Genomic DNA, 24,735 nt, shown 5'->3' on the forward strand with positions numbered 1-24,735 from the left:
CGGACGGATAACAGACCTTTAAAAGCGTTGCTCAGCCTTATCTGTCAGCGTTTTCAAAAGAAATAAAGATTCTGCTGAAATTTTTTTAAGACCTGCCCTTAAAAAAATGCCAGCAGTCCGTATATTGAACAGCAGCGCGTTGTTTTTCCCAACGCGCTGCCAATTCTTTTTGTGTTATTATTCACCGATGACCGTGAGCTGTCTTGTTTTTTCAGCCACTTCCTCAGGGTCGACCGTAATTCTGGCGACGCCCGTTTCCATCGCCGCTTTCGCAACAGCTTTCGCAACGGCAGGAGCCACGCGTTTGTCAAATGGAGCCGGGATGACATAATCCGCGCTTAATTCATCCTCTGAAACGAGGGAAGCGATCGCTTCAACCGCAGCTATTTTCATTTCTTCGTTGATGTGAGTCGCGCGAACGTCAAGCGCTCCGCGGAAGATTCCAGGGAATGCAAGTACGTTGTTGACCTGGTTCGGGAAATCAGAACGGCCTGTTCCGATTACGCTTGCGCCGGCTGCGCGCGCGTCTTCAGGCATGATTTCCGGATTCGGGTTGGCCATTGCGAAAATAATCGGATCTTTCGCCATGCTTTCCACCATTTCTTTCGTCAGAGCGCCTTCGACTGATACGCCGATAAAGACGTCTGCATCTTTAATGACATCCTGCAGCGAACCGTCATTGCGGTCTTGGTTTGTAAACTTGGCCACTTCGTTTTTCACCGCATTCATGCCGGCAGGACGCCCTTCGTAAATGGCGCCTTTAGAGTCGCACATCACGATGTCGCGAACGCCGAAATGGTAAAGAAGCTTGATGATCGCGATGCCTGCCGCTCCCGCTCCGTTTGCCACAACTTTAATGGATGACATGGATTTTCCTGATAATTTCAGCGCGTTTACAAGTCCGGCTACAGTTACGATGGCAGTGCCGTGCTGATCATCGTGGAAAACCGGAATGTTTGTTTCTTTTTTCAGGCGCTCTTCAATGATAAAACAGTTCGGCGCCGCAATATCTTCAAGATTGACACCGCCGAATGTCGGTTCAAGCAGTTTCACCGTGTCGATGATTTTGTCCACGTCGTTTGTGTTGAGCGCGATCGGGAATGCGTCCACGCCCGCGAAGCTTTTGAACAGAACCGCTTTTCCTTCCATGACCGGAAGTGAAGCTTCAGGCCCGATATTTCCGAGACCGAGAACCGCTGATCCGTCTGTTACGACTGCTACCATGTTCCCCTTCATTGTATAATCATATACTTTATTTTTATCGTCATAAATCTCTTTACAAGGCTCAGCTACCCCCGGAGAGTAGGCAAGGCTTAAATCGTCCGCATTTCTGACTTCCACTTTTGCTTTTGATTCAAGCTTTCCTTGGTTTACTTTGTGTAAATGTAACGCTTCTTCTCTTAATGACATGCTAAACACTCCTTTTAAGTACTTTGTTACATATTCTGCCGCATAGACTGGTACAATCTCTGGAGGTGAAAAATTTCAGAATCTTTAAATAAGATAGCACAATTGTTTCAATTGTATAACAAAACCATAGTTGTTACCACTATTTTAACACGACGTTTTCGCGGCCCAGCAGCTCTTTTAAACGGTATAACGCCTGATGGTCCGCCTGAATATGAAAGGTGTCGGGCAGCCTGATGGTCTGCTTGTCTTTTTCATAATAAAGATAAACGCCGGTTTCCCCTTTATGCTCCAGTAAAATACGCTTCATCTTTTCCAAAAACTCCTGATTGTGCCGGCCGCCTTCGATTTTGATGTAAACAGACGGCGCTCTGCCTGTCTCTGTCTCCTCAAGGAGAGAGGCGGATGACATGATGAATTGTGTCTTCTCCTGCCGCTCTTCCATTTTTCCGGCGGCGAATAAAAGCGCGCCTTCTTTTAACAGCGGAGACAGCCTTCTGTATTGGTCAGGAAACACGACGGCTTCCATTTCTCCCGTTTCGTCGCTTAATGTGAGAAACGCCATATGCTGACCTGTCTTTGTCCGAATCGTTTTGATGCCTGCGAGCAAAGCGCCGATCGACAGCTGCCCCTTAGGCATCTGCCGCGCTTTTGCGATCGCTTGCGCACTCCGTTTTTTCAAGAGATCCCTGAAAGCGGACAAAGGATGGCTTGAGAAATAAACACCGAGAGCTTCTTTTTCAAACCGAAGCTTGTCCACGAGCGGAAATTCCTCAGCCTCTACATATTTTGGCTTAATGGAGAACGATTCTTCCAAAAACAATCCCATTTGATCATCGTCCGCACGAAAAAGTTCAGCGTGCTCTAAAGCGACATCAACGGAGGCTAGCAAGGAGGCGCGGTTTTGATTGAATTCGTCCATGGCGCCAGAAAATATAAGGGCTTCGATTGTTTTCCGATTAACGCTTTTTGCAGGTACGCGAAAGCAGAAATCGAAAAGATCCTCGAACGGTTTATGTGTTCTTGCTTTATAAATATCTTTCACTGCCGAGACGCCTACGTTTTTCACGGCCCTCAAACTGTATCTGACGGCTCCGTTTTCCGGCGCAAACGGAAAACCGCTCTTGTTTATTGACGGCGGAAGAACTTGGATCCCGCTCCCCTTCGCTTCATGCAAATATTGCGATATTTTGTCCTCATTGCCGATGACGCTCGTCAAAAGACCGCACATAAAATATAAAGGATAGTGCGCTTTTAAATAGGCGAGCTGATAGCCGATCATGCTGTATGCGACAGCATGGCTTCTGTTAAATCCGTAGTTAGCGAATTTGACAATCAGATCGTAGACCTCGTTTGCAGTGACTACAGAATACTCCTTTTTTAAGCACCCTTCAACAAAATGGCTTCGCTCTCTGTCCAGAATGTCTTTTTGTTTTTTACTGACAGCCCGTCTGAGCAGATCCGCTTCACCTAATGAAAACCCTGCCATCCGCGAGGCGATCATCATAATCTGCTCCTGATAGACGATGACGCCGTACGTGTCACTGAGAATATTTCTTACATCCTCATGCGGCACTTCCACACGCGCCCGCCCGTGCTTCCGATCGATAAATAATGGAATATTTTCCATCGGTCCCGGTCTGTAAAGCGCATTCACCGCGACAATATCTTCAAGCCTCGACGGCTTCAAACGCTTCAGCACGCTCCTCATCCCTGATGATTCCAGCTGAAAAATGCCCGTCGTATCGCCGTTTGACAATAGGGAGAACGTTTTTTCATCCTGGTAAGAAATCTCAGAAAAATCAATTTTTGTATTCGTCTCTTTTTCAATCATCGTTTTAATGGATTCAATAAGCGTCAGGTTGCGCAAACCTAAAAAGTCCATTTTCAAAAGACCCAGATCTTCCAAGTGATCCATCGCATACTGTGTTAAATACACGCCGTCATGCCCTTCTTGAAGAGGGACAACTTCAGAAAGCGGATCTTTACTGAGAACAACGCCGGCCGCGTGTGTTGACGTATGCCTCGGAAGACCTTCAATTTTCTTGGCGATCTGAAACACTTTATGAAGAACGGCGGATTCAGACAGCCGCCTGTTCAGCTGAGCGGACTGCCGCCTCGCTTCCTCAAGCGTCATTCCCGGCTTTGACGGAATCAGGCGGGCAAGCTGGTCAGCTTCTTTCGGATTGATCCCGAACACTCTTCCGGTGTCTCTTAACGCCGCCTTTGCGGCCAATGTTCCGAAGGTGATAATCTGGGCGACGTGCATGGCCCCGTACTTATTTTGTACATACTGAATGACCTCATCCCTTCTCGTATCTGGGAAATCGATATCAATATCGGGCATGCTGATCCTCTCCGGATTAAGAAACCTTTCAAACAGCAGAGAATGTTTCAGCGGATCCACGTCTGTAATGAAAAGAGAGTAAGCGACAAGCGAGCCTGCCGCAGATCCTCTTCCCGGGCCTGTCACAATGCCCTTTTCATGCGCGTACTTCATAAAGTCCCATACGATGAGAAAATAATCACTGAATTTCATGCGCCTGATGACGTCCAGCTCATATTCAAGCCGGCGCACAGCGCGCTCATCAGGAGTGCCGAAACGGAGACGCAGCCCCTCGTGACAGACTTCCGCCAAATAATCATCGGCTGATTTTCCGTCCGGCGCCGGAAAAGACGGAAGGCGTGTCTGTCCGAGGCTGACATCGACCCGGCATTGCCCGGCGATACGCGCGGATGCTTCAATCGCTTCCGGATGCCGCGTGTAAAGCTCCGCCATCTCTTCAGGCGGCCTCAAGTGTAAATCCGGCAGATTCCCGCTCTGATCCTCCCATTTCTCACCGGCTTTAATGGCGCACAGACAGCGGTACGCATCTTGATCTTCTTTCTTGATATAACGGACATCCCCCGCCGCGCAGACTGGGATTTCCGTCTCGGCTGACAGGCGGAGAATATCTTCCGATAACGTCTCATGACCTTTGAACGGCTGGTATCCTAAATAAAAACGGCCTTCTCCGAACAGTTCCCGGAATCCTTCGGCAGCTTTGACCCCTTCTTCAAATTTCCCGGCTTGCAGCAGACCTTCAATGTACCCGTTTTCACCGGGCGTAATGGCGATCAGCCCCTCATGATAGCTCTTCATCCATTTTCGCTTCATGCCGCCCTTTGCTATGGATTGCAGCGCACTTGAGATTTTCAGCAGGTTCTGATATCCGGTGTTTGTCTCCGCCAAAAGAACAAGCGGGTGTGCTTCAAGCTCCGTTTCGTCCGTGTATATAGAAGCGGTCAGACCGATAATCGGCTTTATTCCGTTTGACTTGCATGCTTTATAAAACTCAATGGCGCCGTACAGCACATTTTCGTCGGTCAGCGCCAATGAAGAATAACCGAGCTCCTTCGCTTGTGTAACAAGATCTTTTACAGAAGCGGCGCTGTTTAACAGGCTGTAGCCGCTATGTACTTGTAGATGAACAAAAGACAATGCCGCCACTCCTTTCCGTATACGTTCATTTTGCCTTTCTACATTATAAGACGGGTTTTCTTAAGAAACAAATGTTCTTTTTTGACTCATCATCATACTTGTCCGCTTTGCTCAATATGATAGAAAAGTGAGGTGGTGTATATATGGATCAGGAAGCCGGCTTTATGGCGAATTTTATCAGCAGTTATTTTATCGCCCTCGGCGTTTTGCTCGGCGGAGCGCTCATCGGCGGCGTCGGAGCTTATTTATCAGGCGAGCCTCCGCTTACGGCGATTACAAAATTGGCGAACAGGCTGAAGATCTGGGCGCTTGTCGCGGCCATCGGAGGAACATTTGACGCCGTATACAGTTTTGAGCGGGGGCTGTTTGAAGGCAACACGCGCGACATCTTCAAACAGCTTCTATTAATTATTTCAGCGATGGGCGGCGCGCAGACCGGCTGGCTGATTGTGTCATGGCTGGCTCAGGAGAATATGCCTTCATGAGAATTCCCGAGTATTATAAAAAACCGGGATGGCAGCGTTTTTTTGCGGGAATGATGTGCGGAGCCATCGTCAGCTGGCTGTTCTTTCTGTTTACATACGGAACGTTTCAGGAAGAACAGGTGACCTTAATTGAAAAACAGCGGGAGCACGCACGGGATTTGAAAAACCAGATCTCCATCTATCAGAAAGATCTTCATAAATTAAATGAGGATAATAAACAAAGACTGCTTATCCAAAGTGTTGATGTGAAGCTGATCAATGGGGAAAAATACAGAATCGCCCAGCCTGATAAGATGAAATTTGAAGAACAGGTGAAGGATGATATTTCTGAAGTCATCACAAAGGATATTGAGAGCGTGTATAAAACAAAGGAGCTTTTAAAACGGACGATTGAAAACAAGGTGTACACCATAAATGAAAAGGAATATAAAGCTCAAGTAAAGGAGCTGACGATTTATACGAGATTGTCTGTCGAAATTCATATTTCTTTTGCGACGTAATTATGTCATTTTTAAAAAATTTCCATAGATCTGTCGCTTTTTTCTCCGCTTTTTTATAAACTGTAAATGAGACATTTTCAATGCTTCTGAAGGGAGGAAGGGAAAATGGAGGTTTTTAGTGAACGCCGCCTGGCAAAAGATCATGCAGACCGAATCAGAAAAGGCTATTCCGCATATGCAGAAACAGACACACTCGCTTCCCTCATAAAAAAAGAACTCCAAATCTGTAATCTCCGCGTCTACGAAGACCTGACTGAATTCGGCTGCTGGTTCATCCCCGTGACAGATGAACACTAAGAAAGAGGGTCTCCCCTCTACTTGTGTTCGTTACATATCTCTTCAAGATCAGCAAGAATCGGACCGGTTTCATCCCAGCTGAAGATGGATGCGCCGGCTGCAAGCGGATGTCCGCCGCCATTGTATTTCCGGGCAATTCCGTTGATGACCGGACCTTTTGAACGGAACCGGACTCTGATTTGGTCGTCTTCTTCTACGAAAAACACCCAAGCGCGAATACCGGAAATATTTCCGAGTGTTCCGACGAGCTGCGACGCTTCAGAAGCGGTGGTTCCATATGTCTCCAAAATGTCTTTTTTAATGAAAACGGAAGCGACGCCGTTTTCAGACAATGACACATTTTGATAAATAAAGCCATTCAGCTTCACCACATTTAATTTCGTTTCATACAATTGATTGAACAGGTCTGACGATGAAAATGGGAACTCAATGAGCTCTCCCGCGTATTTTAATGTCTTTTTTGTGGTGTTCGGGAATAAGAAGCGTCCCGTATCACCGACGATACCCGCGTAGATCAGCTCAGCTGCTTTCGTATTCAGCTTCCAGCCGTGCTGCTTTCCTTCCAGGTACAGTTCATAGATCATTTCGCTTACGGAGCTTGCATTCGTATCGACCCATAACAGATCGCCATACGGATCTTCATTTGGATGGTGGTCTATTTTCATGAGCTTTGCGCCGGAATGGTAGCGCTGATCGTCGATCCGTGCTTGGTTTGCGGTGTCGCACACGATGACTAGAGCATCTTTGTAGGTTTCGTCACCCACCTCATCGAGGGAATATAAGAAAGACAGGGACGGCTCAGGCTGTCCGACGGCAAAAATATTTTTTTCGGGATACGTTTCCCGCAGGATTTCCGTAAGGCCGCACTGTGATCCGTAAGCGTCCGGGTCAGGCCTCACATGTCTATGTAAGATAATGGTGTCATATAATGATATGGTTCTGATCAATTCGGATTTCATCGTTTTCTCCTTTTGTTTTTATTCATTTAATCATACTCTTTATCCATGGAAAAGGAAAATCTTTCAGCAACGGTATAAACGGTTTTGCAAACTCATATAATGGAGGATTTCATTTATGCTGGTTTTTGTTTTTCTCATCGGGCTTTCTGCCTGCTTTTACGTGTATTACAAAGTAAAAGGCATCCAGACGAAACGGGCGCTGGAGAAGGAATGTTTTTCGGCTAAATCAAGTATGGCGTTAGGCGCGCTGGTGCTTTTATACGGAGTAAACCAAATGATTCTGTTTCACTCCGTCCTGACCCTCGTCATCGGCGGCGTCTTCATTTTAATCGGAGCAGGCAGCGCATGGGCCGGGTATAAAGCCTATAAGCATTATGAACCCATCCATGCAAAAGAAGCGGAGAGAGACCACGCATAGTGAATGTCAAGGGACCGAGTTGCGTCCCTTAACTTCTCTCCATCAGCTGCACCATGAGCATCGCTTTTGAAACGATGCCGCTTTGGCTTGACACTTCCACTTCCATTTTTCCGAATTTCCGGCCCGCTTCTAAAATGCGCGGCTTCACTTCAATGACCGATTCCATCTGCACGGGCTTTAAGAAGAAAATCGTAATGCTTTCAATGACCAGCTCGCCGCGTTTGCGGGACCGTAAAAATCGGCTGGCGGCCTGAGTTAAAATCGTTGTAAACACCCCGTAAGAAATCGTCCCGAGCTGATTGGTCATCTGCGGTGTGACTTCATATTGATAAACGGCCGGCGTTTTGTCACCTTCCTCTTCTTTAAATCCCCTTGAAACGATATCATCAAGCTTTTCCCCGACCTGAGGCTGCTTTTGAATCATTTGCAGCGCTTTTAAGACGTCCTGACGGCTGATCATGCCGATCAACCTGTGGTTCCCGTCTGTCACCGGGAGCACTTCGATTCCTTCCCAAACCATCATTTGAGCCGCTGAGGCGACAGACGTTTTCCCGATTACCGTGACAGGGTTTTTGGTCATTACTTTTTCAATCGGGACTGACCTGTCATGTCCGGCGATATCTTTCGGTGTGAGGATCCCGTGGATTTTCATCTGCTGATCGATAACCGGAAAGCGGCCGTGTCCGGTTTCATCGTTTTTTTCGTACCATTTCTCCAGTTTATCTTTAGGAGACAGCGTCACTGTCCGATCGGCGGGAGTCAAAATGTCCTCCACGAGCACAATCTCTTTTTTTATGAGCTGATCATAGATCGCCCGGTTGATCATCGCGGCTACCGTAAAGGTATCATAGCTTGTGGAGAGAATCGGAAGCTCAAGCATATCGGCCAGCTCGATAATGCTGTCGTCGGTATTAAATCCTCCGGTTACCAAAACAGCCGCGCCCGCTTCAAGCGCCTGGCGGTGGGCATTGATTCTGTTTCCGACGATTAACAGGTTCCCCGCCGCCGTATAACGCATCATCGCGTCAAGCTCCATCGCCCCGATCACAAACTTATTCAGCGTTTTATGCAGACCGGCTTTTCCGCCGAGCACCTGGCCGTCTATCACGTTGACAACCTCGGCGTATGTCAGCTTTTCGATATTTTCCTTTTTCTTCTGTTCAATCCGGATGGTTCCCACACGTTCAATAGTGGAAACGAACCCTTTATTTTCGGCTTCCTTAATGGCTCTGTAAGCCGTTCCCTCACTGACTTTCATTTCTTTCGCAATTCTTCTGACCGAAATTTTTTCACCGACAGGAAGCGAATCTATGTACGATAGGATTTGTTCATGCTTTGTTGCCAAGCGTTTCACCTCTAAGGACAGTCTTCTGCTTTTATTATAAGGGCACGGGGGATTCATTCGCAATGAGACGCCCGAAAAAAGGCGTCATCACAAAAAGACCTTCTGAACGTTTAGTTCAGAAGGTCTTTGACACATATGTCAGGCAAGCTCAATGGTCTCCCCGACCGCCATGACTTTGCCGACGCCTCCGGGCAGACTTTCAGCGAAAGCGTCAGGGTCCTGTTCAATGACAGGGAATGTATTGTAATGAACGGGAACGACCTGTTTCGCTCTCAGCCATTCAGCCGCGAGTTTCGCATCTTCAGGCCCCATGGTGAAGTTATCACCGATCGGCAGAAACGCCAGGTCAATGTGATTCAGTTCCCCGATCAGTTTCATATCTGAGAACAGCGCCGTGTCGCCGGCGTGGAAAATCGTTTTTCCGTCAATCGTTAATAAAATCCCGGCCGGCATCCCGGTGTATGTGATGGTTTTGTTTTCTGCATCAGTGACCGCTGATCCGTGGAACGCCTGTGTCAGTTTCACTTTGCCGAAATCAAATTGGCGCGCCCCGCCGATATGCATCGGGTGGACGTTTAACCCTTTAAAGCCGAGATAAACGGCCAGTTCGTTCGGCGCAATAACGAGTGCGTCGTTTTGTTTGGCGATCTGCTCTGTATCTCCGACATGGTCATTGTGTCCGTGAGTAAGCAGAATGACATCCGCTTTCACTTCTTCCGGCTTCAGATTTGTCAGACTGTTTCCGGTTAGGAACGGATCGAAAATAATGTTATGGGTTTTCGTTTCCACTTGAATGACAGAATGTCCGTGATAAGTCACTTTCATCGTTTTCACCTCATAAAAAATTAATATTTATCAAGTTCCCTTTTTGACAAACGAAAAAACTTACAGGGATTGATGCCTGTTAATCACATTCAGCCCGCCAGTTGCTTCTATGACCGTTCCGGTGACAAGATCGGAATCCTCTTCACATAAGAAGGCGATGATTCTTGCAATGTCTTCTCCGGTTCCGGACCTCCCGATCGGCGTGTTTTCTTTCCCAATTTTCCGTCTTGCTTCTTCTATAGACGCTTCTTTCATATCTCCCACAATATCACCCGGGCAGACCATGTTAGCCGTGATGCCTGATTCGGCTTCTTCAATCGCGATGGTTTTCGTTAACGAAGCCAATCCGACTTTAGCCGCCCCGAAAGCGGAACGGTGAAGCCAGCCGGGAGCATGATCTGCGCCTTGGAAGCCGTATGTAATAATCCGGCCGAAGCGCTGCTGTCTCATTACCGGGATAACCGCTTTAAACAGATGGAAAACGGCGCTTAAATTCCCTTCAAGCATGCCATACCATTCGTCATCGGAGTAATCGGCAAGCTTTTTGCGCTCAAATATGTACGGCCCGGCGTTATTAATCAGTATGTCAATTCTTCCAAACCGCTGAAGGGCTGCATCGGCGATCCGCATAAGATCTTCTTTTCGGGTTACATCGCCCTTAACGAATTGCAATCTGTCATGGCACCGGGGATAATCAGCCTTCAGACAAGCGACGGCTTCTTCGTCCTGTCTGTAATTCACTGTGACCGAAAAGCCTTTTTCCAGCAGCATTTCAGTCACTTTTCGGCCCAATCCCTTCGTGCCGGCAGTGATTAGAGCATGTCGCACATTGAATACCCTCCCCAGGCAACGTTGCCGCTTCAATAAAATAAAGTCGTTTCTCCCTCTACTTTACTATAAACAAGCGGCAATATCACTTTTTTGCACTTCATCCGCACGAAAAAAGCCGTCTTTACAGACAGCTTAATTTTCTGAAGGGGCTGAGGCTTCCTCCAGACCGACATAACCGCTTTGGTATGCCTCTGAGATGAGCCGGGCCGTTTCTTCACTTTCTTTTTCATCATAGATGTAACGGTCTTGTTCTTTGCGCATTCCTTCTACCTCCCATCATTATAGATGTAGCGTGTCTGATATGACGGGAAAATATGAAGGAAATTTTAGCAAATTAAACGCCGGCGCAGGCTTTTGCTTTTACGAGCGCCTGTTTTACCTGCTGAAAACCCGTTCCGCCGGCGCTCATTCTTTTTTCAACCGCATGGTGCGGATCGAGCACGGTATAAATATCTTCTTCAAAGAGACGGCTGGCTTGAAGGAATTCTTCAAATGCCATATCACTTAAAAAGATTCCTTTTTCAATACAGCTGTACACAAGCTTGCCGACCACTTCGTGCGCTTCTCTGAACGGCATGCCTTTTTTGGCTAAATAATCGGCAAGTTCCGTCGCGTTTGAAAAATCTTGTTTTGTCGCCTGTTTCATAATGTCTTTGTTTACGGTCATCGTTTCAATCATGCCCGTAAAAATCTGAAGGCTTCCTTCAACGGTTTTCACCGTGTCAAACATGCCTTCTTTATCTTCCTGAAGGTCTTTGTTGTATGCGAGCGGGAGCCCTTTCATAATCGTGAAAAGCCCCATCATATCACCGTATACGCGTCCGGTTTTTCCGCGGATCAGCTCCGCCATGTCCGGGTTTTTCTTCTGCGGCATCATGCTGCTTCCCGTTGCGTACGTATCATCCAATTCAATGAATCTGAATTCCTGCGAGCACCATAGAATGATTTCTTCCGAGAACCGTGAAAGGTGCATCATCAGCATACTGCTGCTGCTTAAAAACTCGAGAATAAAATCTCTGTCGCTGACCCCGTCAAGACTGTTCTCATAAATGGAGTCAAAACCGAGCAGCTCCGCCGAATAGCTGCGGTCTATCGGAAACGTCGTTCCGGCAAGCGCCCCGCATCCGAGAGGCGATATGTTAATCCGCTTCAGCGCATCACGGAAACGCTCTTTATCCCGTTCAAGCATCCAAAAATAGGCGAGCAGATGGTGGGCGAAAGAAATCGGCTGGGCCCGCTGCAAATGGGTGTACCCCGGCAGAATGGTCTCGAGATTGGCCTCTGCTTTTTCGATCAGCGCTTTTTGGAACTGTTCAATCAGCCCGATGATATGGGAGACATGATCTTTCAAATATAGATGCATGTCTGTCGCCACTTGGTCGTTCCGGCTTCTGCCTGTATGGAGCTTTCCGCCGAGCGGTCCGATTTCTTCAATCAGCATTTTTTCAATGTTCAAATGAATATCTTCATAATCAACAGAGAATTCAAGCGTCCCTTCCTCTGCTTTTTGCAGGAGGGTCTGCAGCCCTTGACGGATGGCGCCTTCTTCTTCCTCCGTCAGAATGCCGCATTTTTTCAGCATTGCCGCATGAGCGAGAGACCCTGTAATATCCTCTTTGACTAAGTTTTGGTCGAATGTGATGGATGCACCGAACTCATCGACCCACTTTTCCGGTGTTTTTTGAAAACGGCCTCCCCAAAGCTTCTTCATGCTTCAATCTGCTCCTTCTTTTTCACAATGCTGTTTACTTTTGTCGGCAGTCCCCAAAGCTCGATAAAGCCGATTGCCGCATGATGGTCAAACGCATCGTCTTTTGTATATGTCGCCAGTTTTTCATCGTAGAGAGAATATTCCGACTTGCGTCCTTCTACAATGGCATGGCCTTTAAACAGCTTGACGCGCACAACGCCGGTGACGTGCTTTTGGGTTTCTTTCAGGAATGCAAGCAGCGCGTCTTTTAACGGTGAGAACCATAAACCGTTATAGATGATTTCAGACAGTTTTTGTTCAATTGCCGGCTTGAAGTGAGCCACTTCCTTCACTAAAGTCAGATCCTCAAGCTCTTTGTGAGCCGTAATCAAAGTCATTGCGCCCGGGCATTCATAAACTTCACGGGACTTAATTCCGACCAGGCGGTTTTCGACATGGTCAATCCGGCCGATGCCGTGTTTTCCGGCAGTCTCATTCAGCTTGAGAATCAAATCAGCAAGCGGGTAGGATACACCGTCGATTGAAACCGGCACACCGGCTTCAAATGCGATTTCGATGATTTCAGGAACGTCCGGCGTATTTTCAAGAGATGCTGTCAGGTCATATGCCCCTTCAGGCGGCGCCGCCCACGGGTCTTCTAATATACCGCATTCATTGGCGCGGCCCCACAGATTCTGGTCGATGGAATAAGGGCTGTCAAGATTGATCGGAATCGGTATGCCGCGGCTTGCGGCGTATTCAATTTCTTCTTCACGCGACCATTGCCACTCACGGACCGGAGCGATGACCTCAAGATCAGGGTTTAATGATTTAATGGATACTTCAAAACGAACCTGATCATTGCCTTTTCCTGTGCAGCCGTGCGCCACGGCCACTGCGTTTTCCTTTTCTGCGACTTCAACGAGTTTTTTCGCGATTAACGGACGGGACAGTGCAGATACGAGCGGATACTTCCCTTCATACATTGTATGAGCCTGCATAGAAATAAGCGCGTACTCTTGGGCGAATTCTTCTTTTGCATCAATCACATACGAATTTACGGCGCCTACTTCCAGCGCTTTTTGCTGAACGAATGCCAAATCCTTTCCTTCCCCTACGTCTAAGCAGCATGCAATCACATCGTATCCCTGTTCTTGCAGCCATTTTATCGCTACAGAAGTATCAAGACCTCCTGAGTATGCCAATACAACTTTTTTCTGTTCTGCCATGTTAAAAGCTCCCTTTGTATAAAAATTAGTTTAAATTAATAAAAATGCATTTTGTATGTATACACTGTAACAAGTAAATTCTGTTTTTTCAAGCTTTTTATAAAAAAAACTCCACCCAATTTTTTGAGCGGAGCAAAGCCTTTTTATCCATTTATAAGTCTTTTCGGATCTCCCGGAGCACATGAGGCAGTTCAGGAATAATCAATTTCTTCATTGCAAGCTTGACGGCGCCTGAGGAGCCCGGCGTGCAGAAGACTGCGGTATTTTGGATCACACCCGCTGCCGCTCTGGACAAAATGGCGGCGGAACCGATGTCCTCCGTATAGCTCAGCATGCGGAACAGCTCGCCGAATCCCGGGAGCTCTTTTGAAAACAGCGGCGTGACCGCTTCAATGGTGACATCCCTTTCGGCAATGCCCGTCCCTCCGTTTAACAGCACCGCATCTGTATATTCATCCATACAGCCGGATAAAACGGCTTTCTGCAATTCACCTTTCTCATCTTTTACGATGTCATAAGCGACCGTCTCAAATCCCGCTTCCCTGATGAAATCCATCATGACGCGCCCGCTTTTATCGGTTTCTTTCGTTCTCGTGTCGCTGACTGTGATCACTTTGCAGCGCACCGATGACGGGGCTTCCTGTTTATGTTCATGCACACTCATTGTTTCACCTCATCATTTATGTACTAAGCATATCGTAACGTTTGGTGCTTCAGCATTCAATAGAAAAGCACATCCTTAAAGGATGTGCTTTTTTTCGATCATTATTGTGCAAGGCGGACAACGTCGCGCGCGATCATGACCTCTTCATCAGTCGGAATAATGATGACTTTGACAGGAGAGTGCGGGTAGCTGATAAACGCTTCCTCGCCGCGCACGTTGTTCAGTGCAGGATCCCAATAAACGCCCATGAATTCTAAGCCGCGAAGCACGCGTTCTCTGACTTCAACGCTGTTTTCACCGATACCCGCAGTGAAAATAATCGCGTCAACGCCGCTCATTCTCGCAGCGTAAGAACCGATGTATTTATGGATTCTGCTTGCGAACACTTCAAGCGCCGTTTCCGCTCTTTCGTTGCCTTCTTTTGAAGCTTCTACGATATCGCGAAGGTCGCTTGAGAAACCGGATATGCCAAGCAGTCCGCTCTTTTTATTTAATGTATTTAATACTTCATCAGCCGTCTGATCCGTTTTTTCCATGATATACGGAATTAAGGCAGGGTCGATGTTTCCTGACCGCGTTCCCATCGCAACACCCGCAAGCGGTGTGAAGCCCATTGATGTATCAATTGATTTTCCGCCTTCTACGGCTGCGATACTTGCTCCGTTACCCAGGTGGCAGGAAATCAGGCGCAAGTCTTCAATCGGACGGCCAAGAAGCTCAGCTGCGCGCTGTGTCACGTATTTATGAGATGTGCCGTGGAAACCGTATTTGCGGATGCCGTATTTCTCGTAGTATTCATACGGAAGGCTGTACAAGTAAGATTGCTCAGGCATCGTTTGGTGGAACGCCGTATCAAATACTGCAACCGCAGGTACATCCGGAAGCACTTCTTTAAAGGCTTTAATGCCGACGATGTTAGCCGGGTTGTGAAGCGGCGCAAGTTCTGAAATCTCTTCAATCTCACGGGTTGTTTCATCCGTAAGCAAAACAGAATCGCTGAATTTTTCTCCGCCGTGAACAACACGGTGGCCGATTCCGTCAATTTCATTTAAATCCTTTATAATACCGAATTCAGTCAGCTTGTGAAGCAGCATCTTCACCGCGACCGCATGATCCGGAATATCTGTCACTTCTGTATTTTTTTCGCCGTTAACAGAGATTGTGAAAACGCTGTCGGCAATACCGATCCGTTCTACTAAACCTTTTGTTAGCACCTTTTCTGAAGGCATTTCGAATAGCTGAAATTTTAAAGATGAGCTTCCTGCGTTAATTGCAATAATTTTAGACATAAATGACGCTCCTATCAAAATTCTTCTTCGTTTGTTTCGTTCTTTTTTCCCAGACCGTAACTGCAGTCCAAAAAATATCTGACTTTTCCATTTAAACATTGTCAACTCAGCATTTCAAGTCAACATCCATATTGGCACCGCTTACAAAATGAAGTCATTATTTTCTGATAAATCTGCACTGTGCCAAATGGACGGCTCGGTCTTACGGAATGTTATGTTCTTTCCTTAAGTTGTGTCAGCACCCTGATATCCATTCATTTTCAAAAGCAAAAAGCAGTGCGGGATTTTGCGTCCCCACCCTGCTTTTTCGCCATTATTTTTCTTTTTGAATCCATTGATCCAATTTTGCCATCATCTCCCGCATCGCCTGCTGGTTTGCGAAGGAAGGAAGATTGGCCAGAAGCGTTTGTTTCGGCGGCTTTGCGCCATCGCCTTTTTTCTGCAAAATTAAAATGCTCTTTGCCTGCGCTTCGTCTTTAAACAGAGTAGCCGGCAGCTGAAGAAGGGCGTTGATATACACTTTTTCCGCAAAAAACCGCTTCAGTTTATCGCTTTGGGCGCTGTCAAACAGATGGTTCGGAATCATAAAAAATAAGTATCCGCCCGGTTTTGTATGCTTGACGCTCTGCTCAATGAATAAGTGGTGGGCAAATGAGTGGCCTTCATCCGCTTTCAGCTCAAACGCTTCTGCGCCTTCGTCATTCGGATAATAGCCGACCGGCAAATCGCAGATGACCGCATCAGCCGGTTCGATAAATAACGGCTGAAGACTGTCCTGGCAGAACAGCTCCATTTCTTTTTCCTGCAGATTCGCCTGGGCATAAGCGATCTTCAGAAGGACATCATCAATTTCAATGCCGAAGCTTTTTGCCGCTTTGTCAGAAAGCTGGTTTGCCGCGGTCAATAGAAGGTTTCCGGTGCCGCAGGCTGGGTCCAGCAATGTCAGGCCTTTTTGGCCGCCCGTAAATTTATTCACGAGGTAACTGATGAAAAGGCCGATCGTATCAGGCGTCATCTGTCTGTTCGGATGGGATTTATCTTTCAATCCTTTTAAAATGGCGAGCTGGAACGCCTTGCGGATCCATTCAGGCTCCCATTGTTTGAAGTCTGCTTTCGCAAGCAGGCTTTTAAGCTGTTCGGTTTGTTTTTCCTGAAGCCGAAGCTGTTCGGCCGTTTCGAGAAAATACATCTCTCCCGCTTCCGCAAGCCCCTCAATATAAGACACCTGAAGGCCTTCTGCTATTACTTGGGCGGCTTCATCTAAAAGTTCGTAAATCTGACCGACATGGTCGTGTTGCATGCTGTTTCCTCCTTGCCATGAAAAGAGCTCCGCGGCAGCACCCGGAGCTCTTTTTCTCTCTTTACTTGATTAACGCTTTTGCAGCTTCGATAGGCTTTTCATAATTCGGGTGGTTTGTCGCTTCGCTTACGTATTCCGCATAAACGACTTTTCCGTCCTGATCAAGAACGAATACGGAACGCGCCAAAAGACGAAGTTCTTTGATGTAAACACCGAATGCTTCACCAAATGACATCTCTTTATGATCCGATAATGTTTCAACTTTGTCGATTCCGTTCGCTCCGCACCAGCGCGCTTGTGCAAACGGGAGGTCGGCGCTGATTGTATAAACGTTCACATCGCCGAGTTTTGCTGCTTCTTCGTTGAAGCGGCGCGTCTGCGCGTCACACACGCCTGTGTCAATGGAAGGAATAACGGATATGATCGTTACTTTCCCTTTCATATCTGCTAATGTCTTCTCTTCTAATCCGTTTGTCAAAACCGTGAAGTCAGGAGCTTGGTCACCCGGTTTCACTTCTTGTCCGATCAGTGTCACGGCTCCGCCTTTAAATGTAATCTCAGCCATTCTGATTCCTCCCTTATCTATGTATAGCTCTATCATAGTCGAGTTTTATGCAAACTGCAAAGGTTATGCCGCATCGTAAAAAAAAGCTAACTGCGGGCGGCAGTTAACTTTTCTGTTATAAATCAATATCCGTTCTTTTTTGGTTCCGGCCTTTTTCATTTTTTTTAAACATATGCTGGATGCGTTCAATCGTTTGAGGCGCGGAGTCTAACAGTTTATCAATCAAATGGGTGTTCTCGTCTAAATGAAGCATACGCACGCCGTTTGTTCCGACAATCAGAAACGCAATCGGCGTAATGGATACTCCGCCGCCGCTTCCGCCGCCGAACGGGAGCTTCTGCTCTTTTCTTTCGTCGTCCTCGGTTCTTTTTTCAGCCGGTTTTGCTCCAAACTCGCTTCCGCCCGCCGCAAATCCGAAGCCGACCTTTGAAACCGTTAAGATTACGCTGCCGTCAGGCGTTTCAACCGGATCACCGATGATTGTATTCACATCAATCATTTCTTTTAAATTTTCCATAGCGGTTTTCATTAAACCTTGAATGGGATGGTCTGCCATGTGCGCTCCTCCTTAAACTGATGAATCATTCTTTGAAGCAACCGGAACCGGCTGTTTCTTTCGTATGATAGAAAGTCCGTTCCGCCCGTATTTGAGCAATTTGAAAGCTGCACCTATAAGATGTCCAAAACGAAAAAAGAATATACACTGCAAATGCGTCTTGGATGCAGGCACTTGAAAAGACGGAATGACTTCGCACACCGGTTTATGTATAAAACGCAGATGGTCATACAGCAACGCCGTAATGCCTCCCTTTACGGCCCACAAGCCGCCGGCGGCGATTCCCGTAACAGCGGCGTCCTTTATTCCGATAACCGTCACCCATTCGAACTTCGTCACGCGGACTCCCGCAAGAAATGAGGCGCCGATTTGACGCATTCTGACGACCTGCTGCAGAATCATTTCTATTCTGTGAATGGTCTGTTTGACATCTTCATATGTGATTTTTTTCTTCTCTTTTTGCTGACCCTTTATTTCAGATTTTGTGTCTTGCTTGACATCAATTGACGCATCTTCGCTGTTTACTTTAATAACGGGCAGCGTTTTTTTAAAACGGATCAGCCCGTATAAGGCAGAGAGTTTAAACGTCATTTTGTCATTATCTTTATCATGCAGATATTCGAAAGTCAGATGGATTTTCATCCTCATGAGCAGCCAGAACAAAATGAGAATGAGAATAACAGCTGCTGCGGCATATCCCATAAGCTTCACTTCCTTAGCTGCATTATCGCCAAAACCAAAAAAAATAAACCCGGATGTTTATCCGGGTTTATTGCTTTTATTTGCGGTACAGTGCTTCGTGAATCACCGTTGTGTCAGCAATAAGATCATGAATTCCCTGCTTCTTAGGCGTAAACGCAATGACAATATAAAGAATCCAGATTTTATCGATATAACGCCCCACTGCTTCCCTGAAAATGACGGTGCCCCATGTCAGCGGTTTTCCGGGCGTCAAAGAAGTGACCTTTAACCCGAAGACCATTTTGCCGAGTGTCTGATGAAACCATTTTGTCATGAACACAAAATAGGCGAGGTAGACGATCAAAGTTGTGACGGAATAGGCTGAGATTGTAAACATTCCGCTTGTTTTCGGTAAATTCATCAGCGTGAACACCGGTGAAACGATGAGATGGTTAAGCCCCCAGATCACCAGCCAATCGAGAAGAAACGCCCAAAACCGGATCCAAAAGCCCGCGTAAGCCGGGTCGAGCGTCCCCTGTTGTTCGGCTTCCTCTTCTTTGCCGTGAAAGCCTTCATAAGTTGCGTCCATTCTTTCTTCCCCCCTACTTTGCATAGAGATACATCATCCGCGGCGAACCGGATTGCGAAATGAGCTCTTTCATATTCAGAAAATCAATTTCGCTTTTAAACATTTTCGCTGCGCTCATGGAAAAGAGCGAGCCTAATCCGAATCCTTCCTCATACGTGATGACTGAAGCGTTTTTCATATTTTTATGGTCCTTTTTCATCGCGCTGATCGTATCATCGTAAAAACCGAGATCATCAACGAGGCCGATTTTTTTCGCTTGTCTGCCGTCGTAAACACGGCCGTCGGCAATTTTTTTCACATCCGCTTTTGACATGTGCCGGCCTTTTGAAATGACATTGACAAATCCTTCATAAGAATCATTGACCATCGTCTGCATGATCTTTCTTTCTTCCTTCGTCATGTCGCGGGTCGGTGACATGATGTCTTTATGCGCGCCGCTTTTGATGGTTTCAAACTTGATGCCGAGTTCATCAGCGAGCTTAGAATAATTGACGCTTTCCATGATGACGCCGAGTGAGCCGGTGAGCGTTTCCGGTGAAGCATAGATTTTATCAGCGGCCGTTGAGATGTAGTAGCCTCCCGATGCCGCCATCGAGCCCATGGATACATAAATCGGTTTCTTCGTTTCTTTCTTTAGTTCTTCCAGTTTTTTATGTATTTCCGCGCTTTCGTACACGCCTCCGCCTGGGGAATTGATTTTCAGGACAATTCCTTTGACGCTTTTATCTTCTTTCGCACGCTCTATTTGTTTTAAAAATGATCTGTGATCATACCCGCCTGAGCTGAGCAGGCCTGCGGACTCCCCGTTATCCTCAATCGTGCCGTCCACTTCAAGCACGGCGATTTTACTGCCGGGGCTCCCCTTATCAAGCGTCACTTCCTCTGTGTCATCTGTCAGGGATGCAAAGTCAGACCCTGTATCTCCGACATTTTTCAGCACCCCGACGGTCACACTTGCAATGACTGATACGCCGAAAATGCCGATGGCGATGACGAGCGCAATCCATCTTTTTGCATTCATTTGTTCTGCCTCCTTTTCTGTCACTATTCGTACGTTCTCCTGGAAAAAAAGATTCACTTTTTTCATGAAGCGCTTTCACTTAACGGATAAACAGGAAACATGTTACACTATTGCCACAGGTATTTTAACACAATATCTGATGGGAGAAAAACGTAAATATGACAGCAAAGGGGAATGGAGATATGACCGATCTTCGCCGCAATGTTTATTTTTTTCACAAACAAGACAACGAAACAAAAGAACAAGTCAGCTCTCTGAAGCAGCTTGCCAAATCGCACGGTTTTACAGTTGCGGCCCAACCGGAGGATGCCGGGATTATCGCCAGCATCGGCAGCGACGGCTCATTTCTGCAGGCCGTCAGAAAAACCGGATTCCGTGATGACTGCCTGTATGTCGGCATCGCTAAAAAAGGAAAAGCCCATTTGTACTGTGATTTTCACAGCGATGAGCCTGAAAAAATGGCGGACAGCATGACTGCGGAACAGCTTGAGGTCAGAAAATACCCGCTCATTCACGTAACAGTGGACGGCAGCAATCATTTTCACTGTTTAAACGAGGTTTCCATCCGTTCAAGCATTATTAAAACGTTTGTGATGGATGTGTTAATTGATGATCTACACTTTGAGACCTTCAGGGGCGACGGCATGATCATTTCCACCCCGACAGGCAGCACCGCCTACAATAAATCCGTTTCAGGCGCTGTTGTTGATCCTTTGATTTCCTGCATGCAGGTATCTGAACTGGCCTCTTTGAATAACAACACATACCGCACCCTCGGATCTTCGTTTATTTTAAGCGCGGACCGGAAGCTGACACTGCAGGTGGTGCAGGACGGCAATGAGCATCCGATTATCGGGCTTGATAATGAAGCGCTCAGCACGAGAAATGTCAAAAAGGTTGAGATTACACTATCCGATAAAAAAATCAAAACGGTCAAACTGAAAGACAACTCTTTCTGGGAAAAAGTAAAGCGCTCATTTTTATCATAAAAAAAGAGGACGGGCATTAACGCCTGTCCTCTTTTTCATATACGATACGGCCGCCGACGATGGTTTTGACAGCTTCCAATTCATGAAGCTTTTTCGGGTCCGTTTTAAACGGATCGCCGCTGAGAACGGTAAAGTCGGCATCATAGCCGGAAGCTATCCGTCCGCGGCTATGTTCTTTATGGATGATTGCCGCACTTCCCTCCGTGTAAAGCTGAATGGCTTCGTACACGGTCAGGCACTCTTTTTCATAATAGGCCGGACCTTCCGGATGCTGCTTGCTTGTACGGAGCACAGCCGATTGAATGCCCAGAATGGGATCTGCCGGTTCTATCGGGGCATCTGAACCTCCGGCGCACAGCAGCCCTTTCGACAGCAGGGTTTTCCAGGCAAAAGCCGTTTTCATTCGCTCTTCTCCGAGCCTGTCAATCACCCACGGAAAATCACTGGCCACAAAATGCGGCTGAAGATCAAGGCCGATCGGAAGCCGGGCGGCTCTTTCCATCAAACCGGGATCTAATACTTGCGCATGAATGAGCCTGTCTAGCTGTCCGGGCTTTGCCGGGTATCTTTCGATCACATCGAGCACCTTTTCAAATGCAAGGTCGCCGATCGCGTGCACGGCGATCTCCATCCCTTTCTGTCTCGCTTTATAAACAAGAGCGGCAAGGGTTTCGTCATCGTGCACCTGAACGCCGGAAACAGACGGATCATCATGATAAGGCTTTTTCAACAGAGCCGTTCTGCCGCCGAGCGCGCCGTCTGCGAAGATTTTCATCGCTCCGTATTCCAGATAAGGTCCCGTCGATTTGTCCAGAGCGCTCCACCTGTCGACGGCTTCGTGATGAACAAGCAGATGTGCCCGAAAAGGGAGCAGCCCGCTGCCTGTTAACGACTCATACGCGGCAACGGGAACGGACGCGTCTCCGTAGTATGCCAGATCCTCGGAATGCCCGCCGGTCAGGCCTTTTGACCAGCAGTCCGTGATTGCCGTTTGAAGAGCGCGTTTGACATAGTGAAGCGAGACGGGCGGAAGAGCCTGAGTCACAAGTTCTTGGGCTTTATCCAGCAGAAGGCCTGTCGGACCGGCGCTGTCCCGGACGATAATCCCGCCGTTTGGATCAGGTGTACTGTTTGTAATTCCCGCCGCGCGCAATGCGGCCGAATTGACTGCAGCGGCGTGCCTGCATACCCGCTTCAGCAGGACGGGGCGATCGGGAAAGAGCGGGTCAAGGTCATGCTTCGTTACGTAAACCGGCTGTTCAAACAGATTTTCATCCCAGCCTTCGCCGATCAGCCATTCGCCATCTTCTAATTCACGCTCTGCTTCTTTTGCAGCCTGCAGTATCGCTTCTTTTGACGTCAGCTGTGACAAATCAAGGCGGAGCTGTTTTTCACCGTGTCCGATCAAATGCATGTGACTGTCTGTAAAACCGGGAAACATGACAGCCTCATGTAAGTCGATTTCCTCCGTATCAGATGATCCGTATGTCTCGCGGAGCTCCTGAAAGCTGCCCGTCTGTCTGATGATGCCGTCTTCGGTATAAACGGCTTCTGTGACATGGTTCTCGTCAAGCATTGTATAGATGGTGCCGCCGTGCCAAATCGCTTTCATCTCCCGCTCACCCTTTTTCTGTATTAAGCTTTTTTATCCGCCTTCAGCCGTTCTTCACGCTGTCTCAGCTCTACCCGTCTGATTTTTGCGGATGCCGTTTTCGGCAGGCTTTCGACAAATTCAATTTCTCTCGGATATTTATAAGGCGCCGTAATCGTTTTTACGTGGTTTTGCAGTTCTTTAACAAGTTCGTCACTGCGCTTTTCATCGTTTTGTAAAACGACATAAGCTTTGACGATTGAACCTCTGATTTCATCCGGGCTCGCCACGACGGCGCATTCTTTCACTTCCGGATGCTTCACGAGCGCATCTTCCACTTCAAAAGGCCCGATTGTATATCCGGAGCTGACGATAATGTCATCATTGCGGCTTTCAAACCAAAAGTAGCCGTCCTCGTCTTTTTTCGCGCGGTCGCCTGTCAAAAAGTAATCTCCGCGAATCTGCTTCTTCGTTCTTTCAGGGTCTTTATAATATTCCTTGAATAAGGCCGGTGTGCTCAAGTGCACGGCGATATCGCCCGTTTCACCTATTTCACATATTTCGCCTTCATCGTTTATAATTTCTACTTGATTTCCCGGTGTCGGTTTCCCCATGCTTCCGGGCTTAATATCCATATTCTTCAGGACGCCGACTAACAGAGTGCTCTCCGTTTGGCCGTAGCCGTCTCTCACTTTAATGCCGAAATGTTTCCGGAAGATGTCAATGACTTCCCGGTTTAAAGGTTCACCCGCAGAAACTGCGCTGTGAAGGGCGGAAAGGTCATACTTGTCCAATTCCTCCACCTTGGCCATCAGGCGGTATTCAGTCGGCGTACAGCAGAAGACATTGATCTGATGGCGCTCAAGCATCTCCAGATACGTCTTGGCGTCGAATCTGCCGTGATAAATAAATCCTGTTGCGCCGCTTCCCAGAACGGCAAGCAGCGGGCTCCACACCCATTTCTGCCAGCCGGGCGCCGCGGTGGCCCAGACTGTATCGTCTTCAGAAATATCCAGCCATGCACCGGCGGATGTTTTTAAATGGGCAAAAGCCCAGCCGTGTGTATGTACAACGCCTTTAGGCTGGCCGGTCGTTCCTGAAGTATAGGATAAAAACGCCATGTCCTCTCTGGTTGTATCAGCGGTTTGAAAACTGTCTCCGTCCGCTTCAATCGTTAAGAGGTTTTTCCAGCCGGCATCATTTTCACCAATGGCCAATGTCACGAGCTGATCAGTTTTCACCTCATCAAACGCGTTTATAAATGAAGGATAAACGATAACACCTTTCACTTCGGCGTGTTTGATGCGGTAGTCCAAATCTTTGGCGCGAAGCATCTCTGAGCAAGGAATGACGACCATCCCTGCTTTTAGGATCGCTAAATATACAGCATACGCTTCAAGCACTCTCGGAACCATGACAATCAGCTTATCGCCTTTTTCAAATCCGAGACCTTTCAGGCGGGCTCCGATTTTATTCGTTTCTTCCATCAGTTTTTCATATGTCCAGACTTTCTTGCTGCCTGTTTGATCTTCCCAAATAAGCGCGTTCTTCTCTTCGGAACGGCTGAACTTTTCGATTTCATTTACTAGGTTATAGTTCTTTGGGGCGATTAAATCTTCTCGTTTTAACACGAACAACTCCTCACTTTCTTTCCCTATTATACATAAACATAGGACGTAACAATAAAGATATGCATAAATTGCTTCATGCCTTCTAGCTTTATTCATGAAAAAAGAGCGGGGAATTCCCCGCTCTCTTAGCCATTATGTGAAGTTGTGATTAAAACTGCTGCTGGCTGCTTCCGCCCATGCTTTGCTGAGCAAAAGAGACAAGACGTTTTGTGATTTCTCCACCGACAGAACCGTTGGCGCGAGAAGTTGTTTCCGGTCCAAGGTTTACACCGAATTCAGAAGCGATTTCATACTTCATTTGGTCGATAGCTTGTGCAGCTCCTGGCACTAAAAGCTGGTTGCTGTTTCCGCTGTTTGATTGTTGTGACATGTGTATCACCTCCTTGTGAGTA

The 24,735-nt window shown here is 47.3% G+C and carries 25 protein-coding genes; 5 read left to right on the forward strand and 20 right to left on the reverse strand.

The features are described from left to right. Nucleotides 1–177: 177 nt before the first annotated feature. Together maeB and dnaE are read right to left on the reverse strand one after the other, a co-directional pair. Nucleotides 178–1,410, reverse strand: coding sequence for an NADP-dependent malic enzyme (maeB, locus tag ABDB98_RS13375; protein WP_060964568.1), 1,233 nt, complete (start codon nucleotides 1,408–1,410; stop codon nucleotides 178–180). A gap of 139 nt (nucleotides 1,411–1,549) precedes the next feature. Then, nucleotides 1,550–4,888 (reverse strand): DNA polymerase III subunit alpha, encoded by a 3,339-nt coding sequence (gene dnaE, locus ABDB98_RS13380; RefSeq protein ID WP_438420377.1) that lies wholly within the window; start codon nucleotides 4,886–4,888, stop codon nucleotides 1,550–1,552. Nucleotides 4,889–5,031: 143 nt separating this feature from the next. Between dnaE and ABDB98_RS13385 the strand changes: the two genes are divergently transcribed. The 3 genes from ABDB98_RS13385 (at nucleotide 5,032) to ABDB98_RS13395 (ending at nucleotide 6,170) form a co-directional block, all read left to right on the forward strand. Beyond that, a complete protein-coding gene (locus ABDB98_RS13385; protein ID WP_016938596.1) occupies nucleotides 5,032–5,373 on the forward strand; it encodes a YtrH family sporulation protein in 342 nt (113 codons plus the stop codon). Then, nucleotides 5,370–5,873, forward strand: coding sequence for a sporulation membrane protein YtrI (gene ytrI, locus ABDB98_RS13390; RefSeq protein ID WP_016938595.1), 504 nt, complete (start codon nucleotides 5,370–5,372; stop codon nucleotides 5,871–5,873). Before ABDB98_RS13385 ends, ytrI begins: the two co-directional genes overlap by 4 nt. A 105-nt stretch (nucleotides 5,874–5,978) precedes the next feature. Continuing rightward, entirely contained in the window at nucleotides 5,979–6,170 is a 192-nt protein-coding gene (locus tag ABDB98_RS13395) for a hypothetical protein (protein ID WP_013353167.1), read from the forward strand. Nucleotides 6,171–6,187: 17 nt separating this feature from the next. On the opposite strand, the gene ABDB98_RS13400 is transcribed toward ABDB98_RS13395, so the two are convergent. Continuing rightward, nucleotides 6,188–7,129: a DHH family phosphoesterase gene (locus ABDB98_RS13400; protein WP_095241499.1), complete on the reverse strand. Its 942-nt coding sequence runs from the start codon at nucleotides 7,127–7,129 to the stop codon at nucleotides 6,188–6,190. 115 nt (nucleotides 7,130–7,244) lie between these two features. Between ABDB98_RS13400 and ABDB98_RS13405 the strand changes: the two genes are divergently transcribed. Next, nucleotides 7,245–7,547 (forward strand): YtpI family protein, encoded by a 303-nt coding sequence (locus tag ABDB98_RS13405; protein ID WP_003152434.1) that lies wholly within the window; start codon nucleotides 7,245–7,247, stop codon nucleotides 7,545–7,547. 28 nt (nucleotides 7,548–7,575) lie between these two features. Here ABDB98_RS13405 and ABDB98_RS13410 read toward each other — a convergent pair whose 3' ends face one another. The 14 genes from ABDB98_RS13410 to sppA form a co-directional block, all read right to left on the reverse strand. Further along, nucleotides 7,576–8,892 carry a DRTGG domain-containing protein gene (locus tag ABDB98_RS13410; protein ID WP_438420378.1) on the reverse strand — a complete coding sequence of 439 codons (1,317 nt, stop codon included), beginning with the start codon at nucleotides 8,890–8,892 and terminating at the stop codon, nucleotides 7,576–7,578. Nucleotides 8,893–9,030: 138 nt separating this feature from the next. Continuing rightward, nucleotides 9,031–9,717 carry a metal-dependent hydrolase gene (locus tag ABDB98_RS13415; RefSeq protein ID WP_049627161.1) on the reverse strand — a complete coding sequence of 229 codons (687 nt, stop codon included), beginning with the start codon at nucleotides 9,715–9,717 and terminating at the stop codon, nucleotides 9,031–9,033. Between the two features lie 60 nt (nucleotides 9,718–9,777). Then, the gene (locus tag ABDB98_RS13420; protein WP_016938591.1) at nucleotides 9,778–10,545 is read right to left on the reverse strand and encodes an SDR family oxidoreductase; all 768 of its coding nucleotides are present in this window, start codon (nucleotides 10,543–10,545) and stop codon (nucleotides 9,778–9,780) included. Between the two features lie 135 nt (nucleotides 10,546–10,680). Further along, nucleotides 10,681–10,809: a hypothetical protein gene (locus ABDB98_RS13425; protein ID WP_014470818.1), complete on the reverse strand. Its 129-nt coding sequence runs from the start codon at nucleotides 10,807–10,809 to the stop codon at nucleotides 10,681–10,683. Between the two features lie 73 nt (nucleotides 10,810–10,882). After that, nucleotides 10,883–12,259: an argininosuccinate lyase gene (argH, locus tag ABDB98_RS13430; RefSeq protein WP_438420379.1), complete on the reverse strand. Its 1,377-nt coding sequence runs from the start codon at nucleotides 12,257–12,259 to the stop codon at nucleotides 10,883–10,885. Continuing rightward, complete coding sequence (locus ABDB98_RS13435) at nucleotides 12,256–13,467, reverse strand: argininosuccinate synthase (RefSeq protein ID WP_016938589.1); 1,212 nt, start codon at nucleotides 13,465–13,467, stop codon at nucleotides 12,256–12,258. The genes argH and ABDB98_RS13435 overlap by 4 nt, the downstream gene beginning before the upstream one ends. A gap of 151 nt (nucleotides 13,468–13,618) precedes the next feature. Further along, nucleotides 13,619–14,131, reverse strand: a complete 513-nt coding sequence (locus ABDB98_RS13440; protein WP_060964562.1) for a MogA/MoaB family molybdenum cofactor biosynthesis protein — start codon at nucleotides 14,129–14,131, stop codon at nucleotides 13,619–13,621. A 101-nt stretch (nucleotides 14,132–14,232) separates the two neighbouring features. Next, nucleotides 14,233–15,420: an acetate kinase gene (locus ABDB98_RS13445; protein WP_060964561.1), complete on the reverse strand. Its 1,188-nt coding sequence runs from the start codon at nucleotides 15,418–15,420 to the stop codon at nucleotides 14,233–14,235. A 313-nt stretch (nucleotides 15,421–15,733) separates the two neighbouring features. Next, nucleotides 15,734–16,720, reverse strand: coding sequence for a class I SAM-dependent methyltransferase (locus ABDB98_RS13450; protein ID WP_438420380.1), 987 nt, complete (start codon nucleotides 16,718–16,720; stop codon nucleotides 15,734–15,736). Between the two features lie 61 nt (nucleotides 16,721–16,781). Next, nucleotides 16,782–17,285 carry a thiol peroxidase gene (gene tpx, locus ABDB98_RS13455; RefSeq protein ID WP_007408050.1) on the reverse strand — a complete coding sequence of 168 codons (504 nt, stop codon included), beginning with the start codon at nucleotides 17,283–17,285 and terminating at the stop codon, nucleotides 16,782–16,784. Nucleotides 17,286–17,400: 115 nt separating this feature from the next. After that, nucleotides 17,401–17,841, reverse strand: coding sequence for a GerW family sporulation protein (gene ytfJ / locus ABDB98_RS13460; protein WP_016938584.1), 441 nt, complete (start codon nucleotides 17,839–17,841; stop codon nucleotides 17,401–17,403). A gap of 12 nt (nucleotides 17,842–17,853) precedes the next feature. Continuing rightward, nucleotides 17,854–18,543 carry a DUF2953 domain-containing protein gene (locus ABDB98_RS13465; protein WP_316098247.1) on the reverse strand — a complete coding sequence of 230 codons (690 nt, stop codon included), beginning with the start codon at nucleotides 18,541–18,543 and terminating at the stop codon, nucleotides 17,854–17,856. A gap of 76 nt (nucleotides 18,544–18,619) precedes the next feature. After that, nucleotides 18,620–19,111: an RDD family protein gene (locus ABDB98_RS13470; RefSeq protein ID WP_045926831.1), complete on the reverse strand. Its 492-nt coding sequence runs from the start codon at nucleotides 19,109–19,111 to the stop codon at nucleotides 18,620–18,622. Nucleotides 19,112–19,124: 13 nt separating this feature from the next. After that, a complete protein-coding gene (sppA, locus tag ABDB98_RS13475) occupies nucleotides 19,125–20,132 on the reverse strand; it encodes a signal peptide peptidase SppA (RefSeq protein ID WP_016938581.1) in 1,008 nt (335 codons plus the stop codon). A 182-nt stretch (nucleotides 20,133–20,314) separates the two neighbouring features. Between sppA and ABDB98_RS13480 the strand changes: the two genes are divergently transcribed. Continuing rightward, the gene (locus ABDB98_RS13480; protein WP_016938580.1) at nucleotides 20,315–21,121 is read left to right on the forward strand and encodes an NAD kinase; all 807 of its coding nucleotides are present in this window, start codon (nucleotides 20,315–20,317) and stop codon (nucleotides 21,119–21,121) included. 16 nt (nucleotides 21,122–21,137) lie between these two features. Here ABDB98_RS13480 and ABDB98_RS13485 read toward each other — a convergent pair whose 3' ends face one another. The 3 genes from ABDB98_RS13485 to ABDB98_RS13495 all read right to left on the reverse strand — a co-directional run bounded on the left by ABDB98_RS13485 (nucleotide 21,138) and on the right by ABDB98_RS13495 (nucleotide 24,713). Beyond that, nucleotides 21,138–22,733, reverse strand: a complete 1,596-nt coding sequence (locus ABDB98_RS13485; protein ID WP_438420381.1) for an amidohydrolase — start codon at nucleotides 22,731–22,733, stop codon at nucleotides 21,138–21,140. A gap of 23 nt (nucleotides 22,734–22,756) precedes the next feature. Continuing rightward, nucleotides 22,757–24,343, reverse strand: a complete 1,587-nt coding sequence (mbcS, locus tag ABDB98_RS13490; protein WP_438420382.1) for an acyl-CoA synthetase MbcS — start codon at nucleotides 24,341–24,343, stop codon at nucleotides 22,757–22,759. Between the two features lie 148 nt (nucleotides 24,344–24,491). Next, complete coding sequence (locus ABDB98_RS13495) at nucleotides 24,492–24,713, reverse strand: alpha/beta-type small acid-soluble spore protein (RefSeq protein WP_007408043.1); 222 nt, start codon at nucleotides 24,711–24,713, stop codon at nucleotides 24,492–24,494. Nucleotides 24,714–24,735 lie beyond the last annotated feature (22 nt).

The organism is Bacillus siamensis (assembly GCF_051628075.1).
Lineage (GTDB): Bacteria > Bacillota > Bacilli > Bacillales > Bacillaceae > Bacillus > Bacillus siamensis.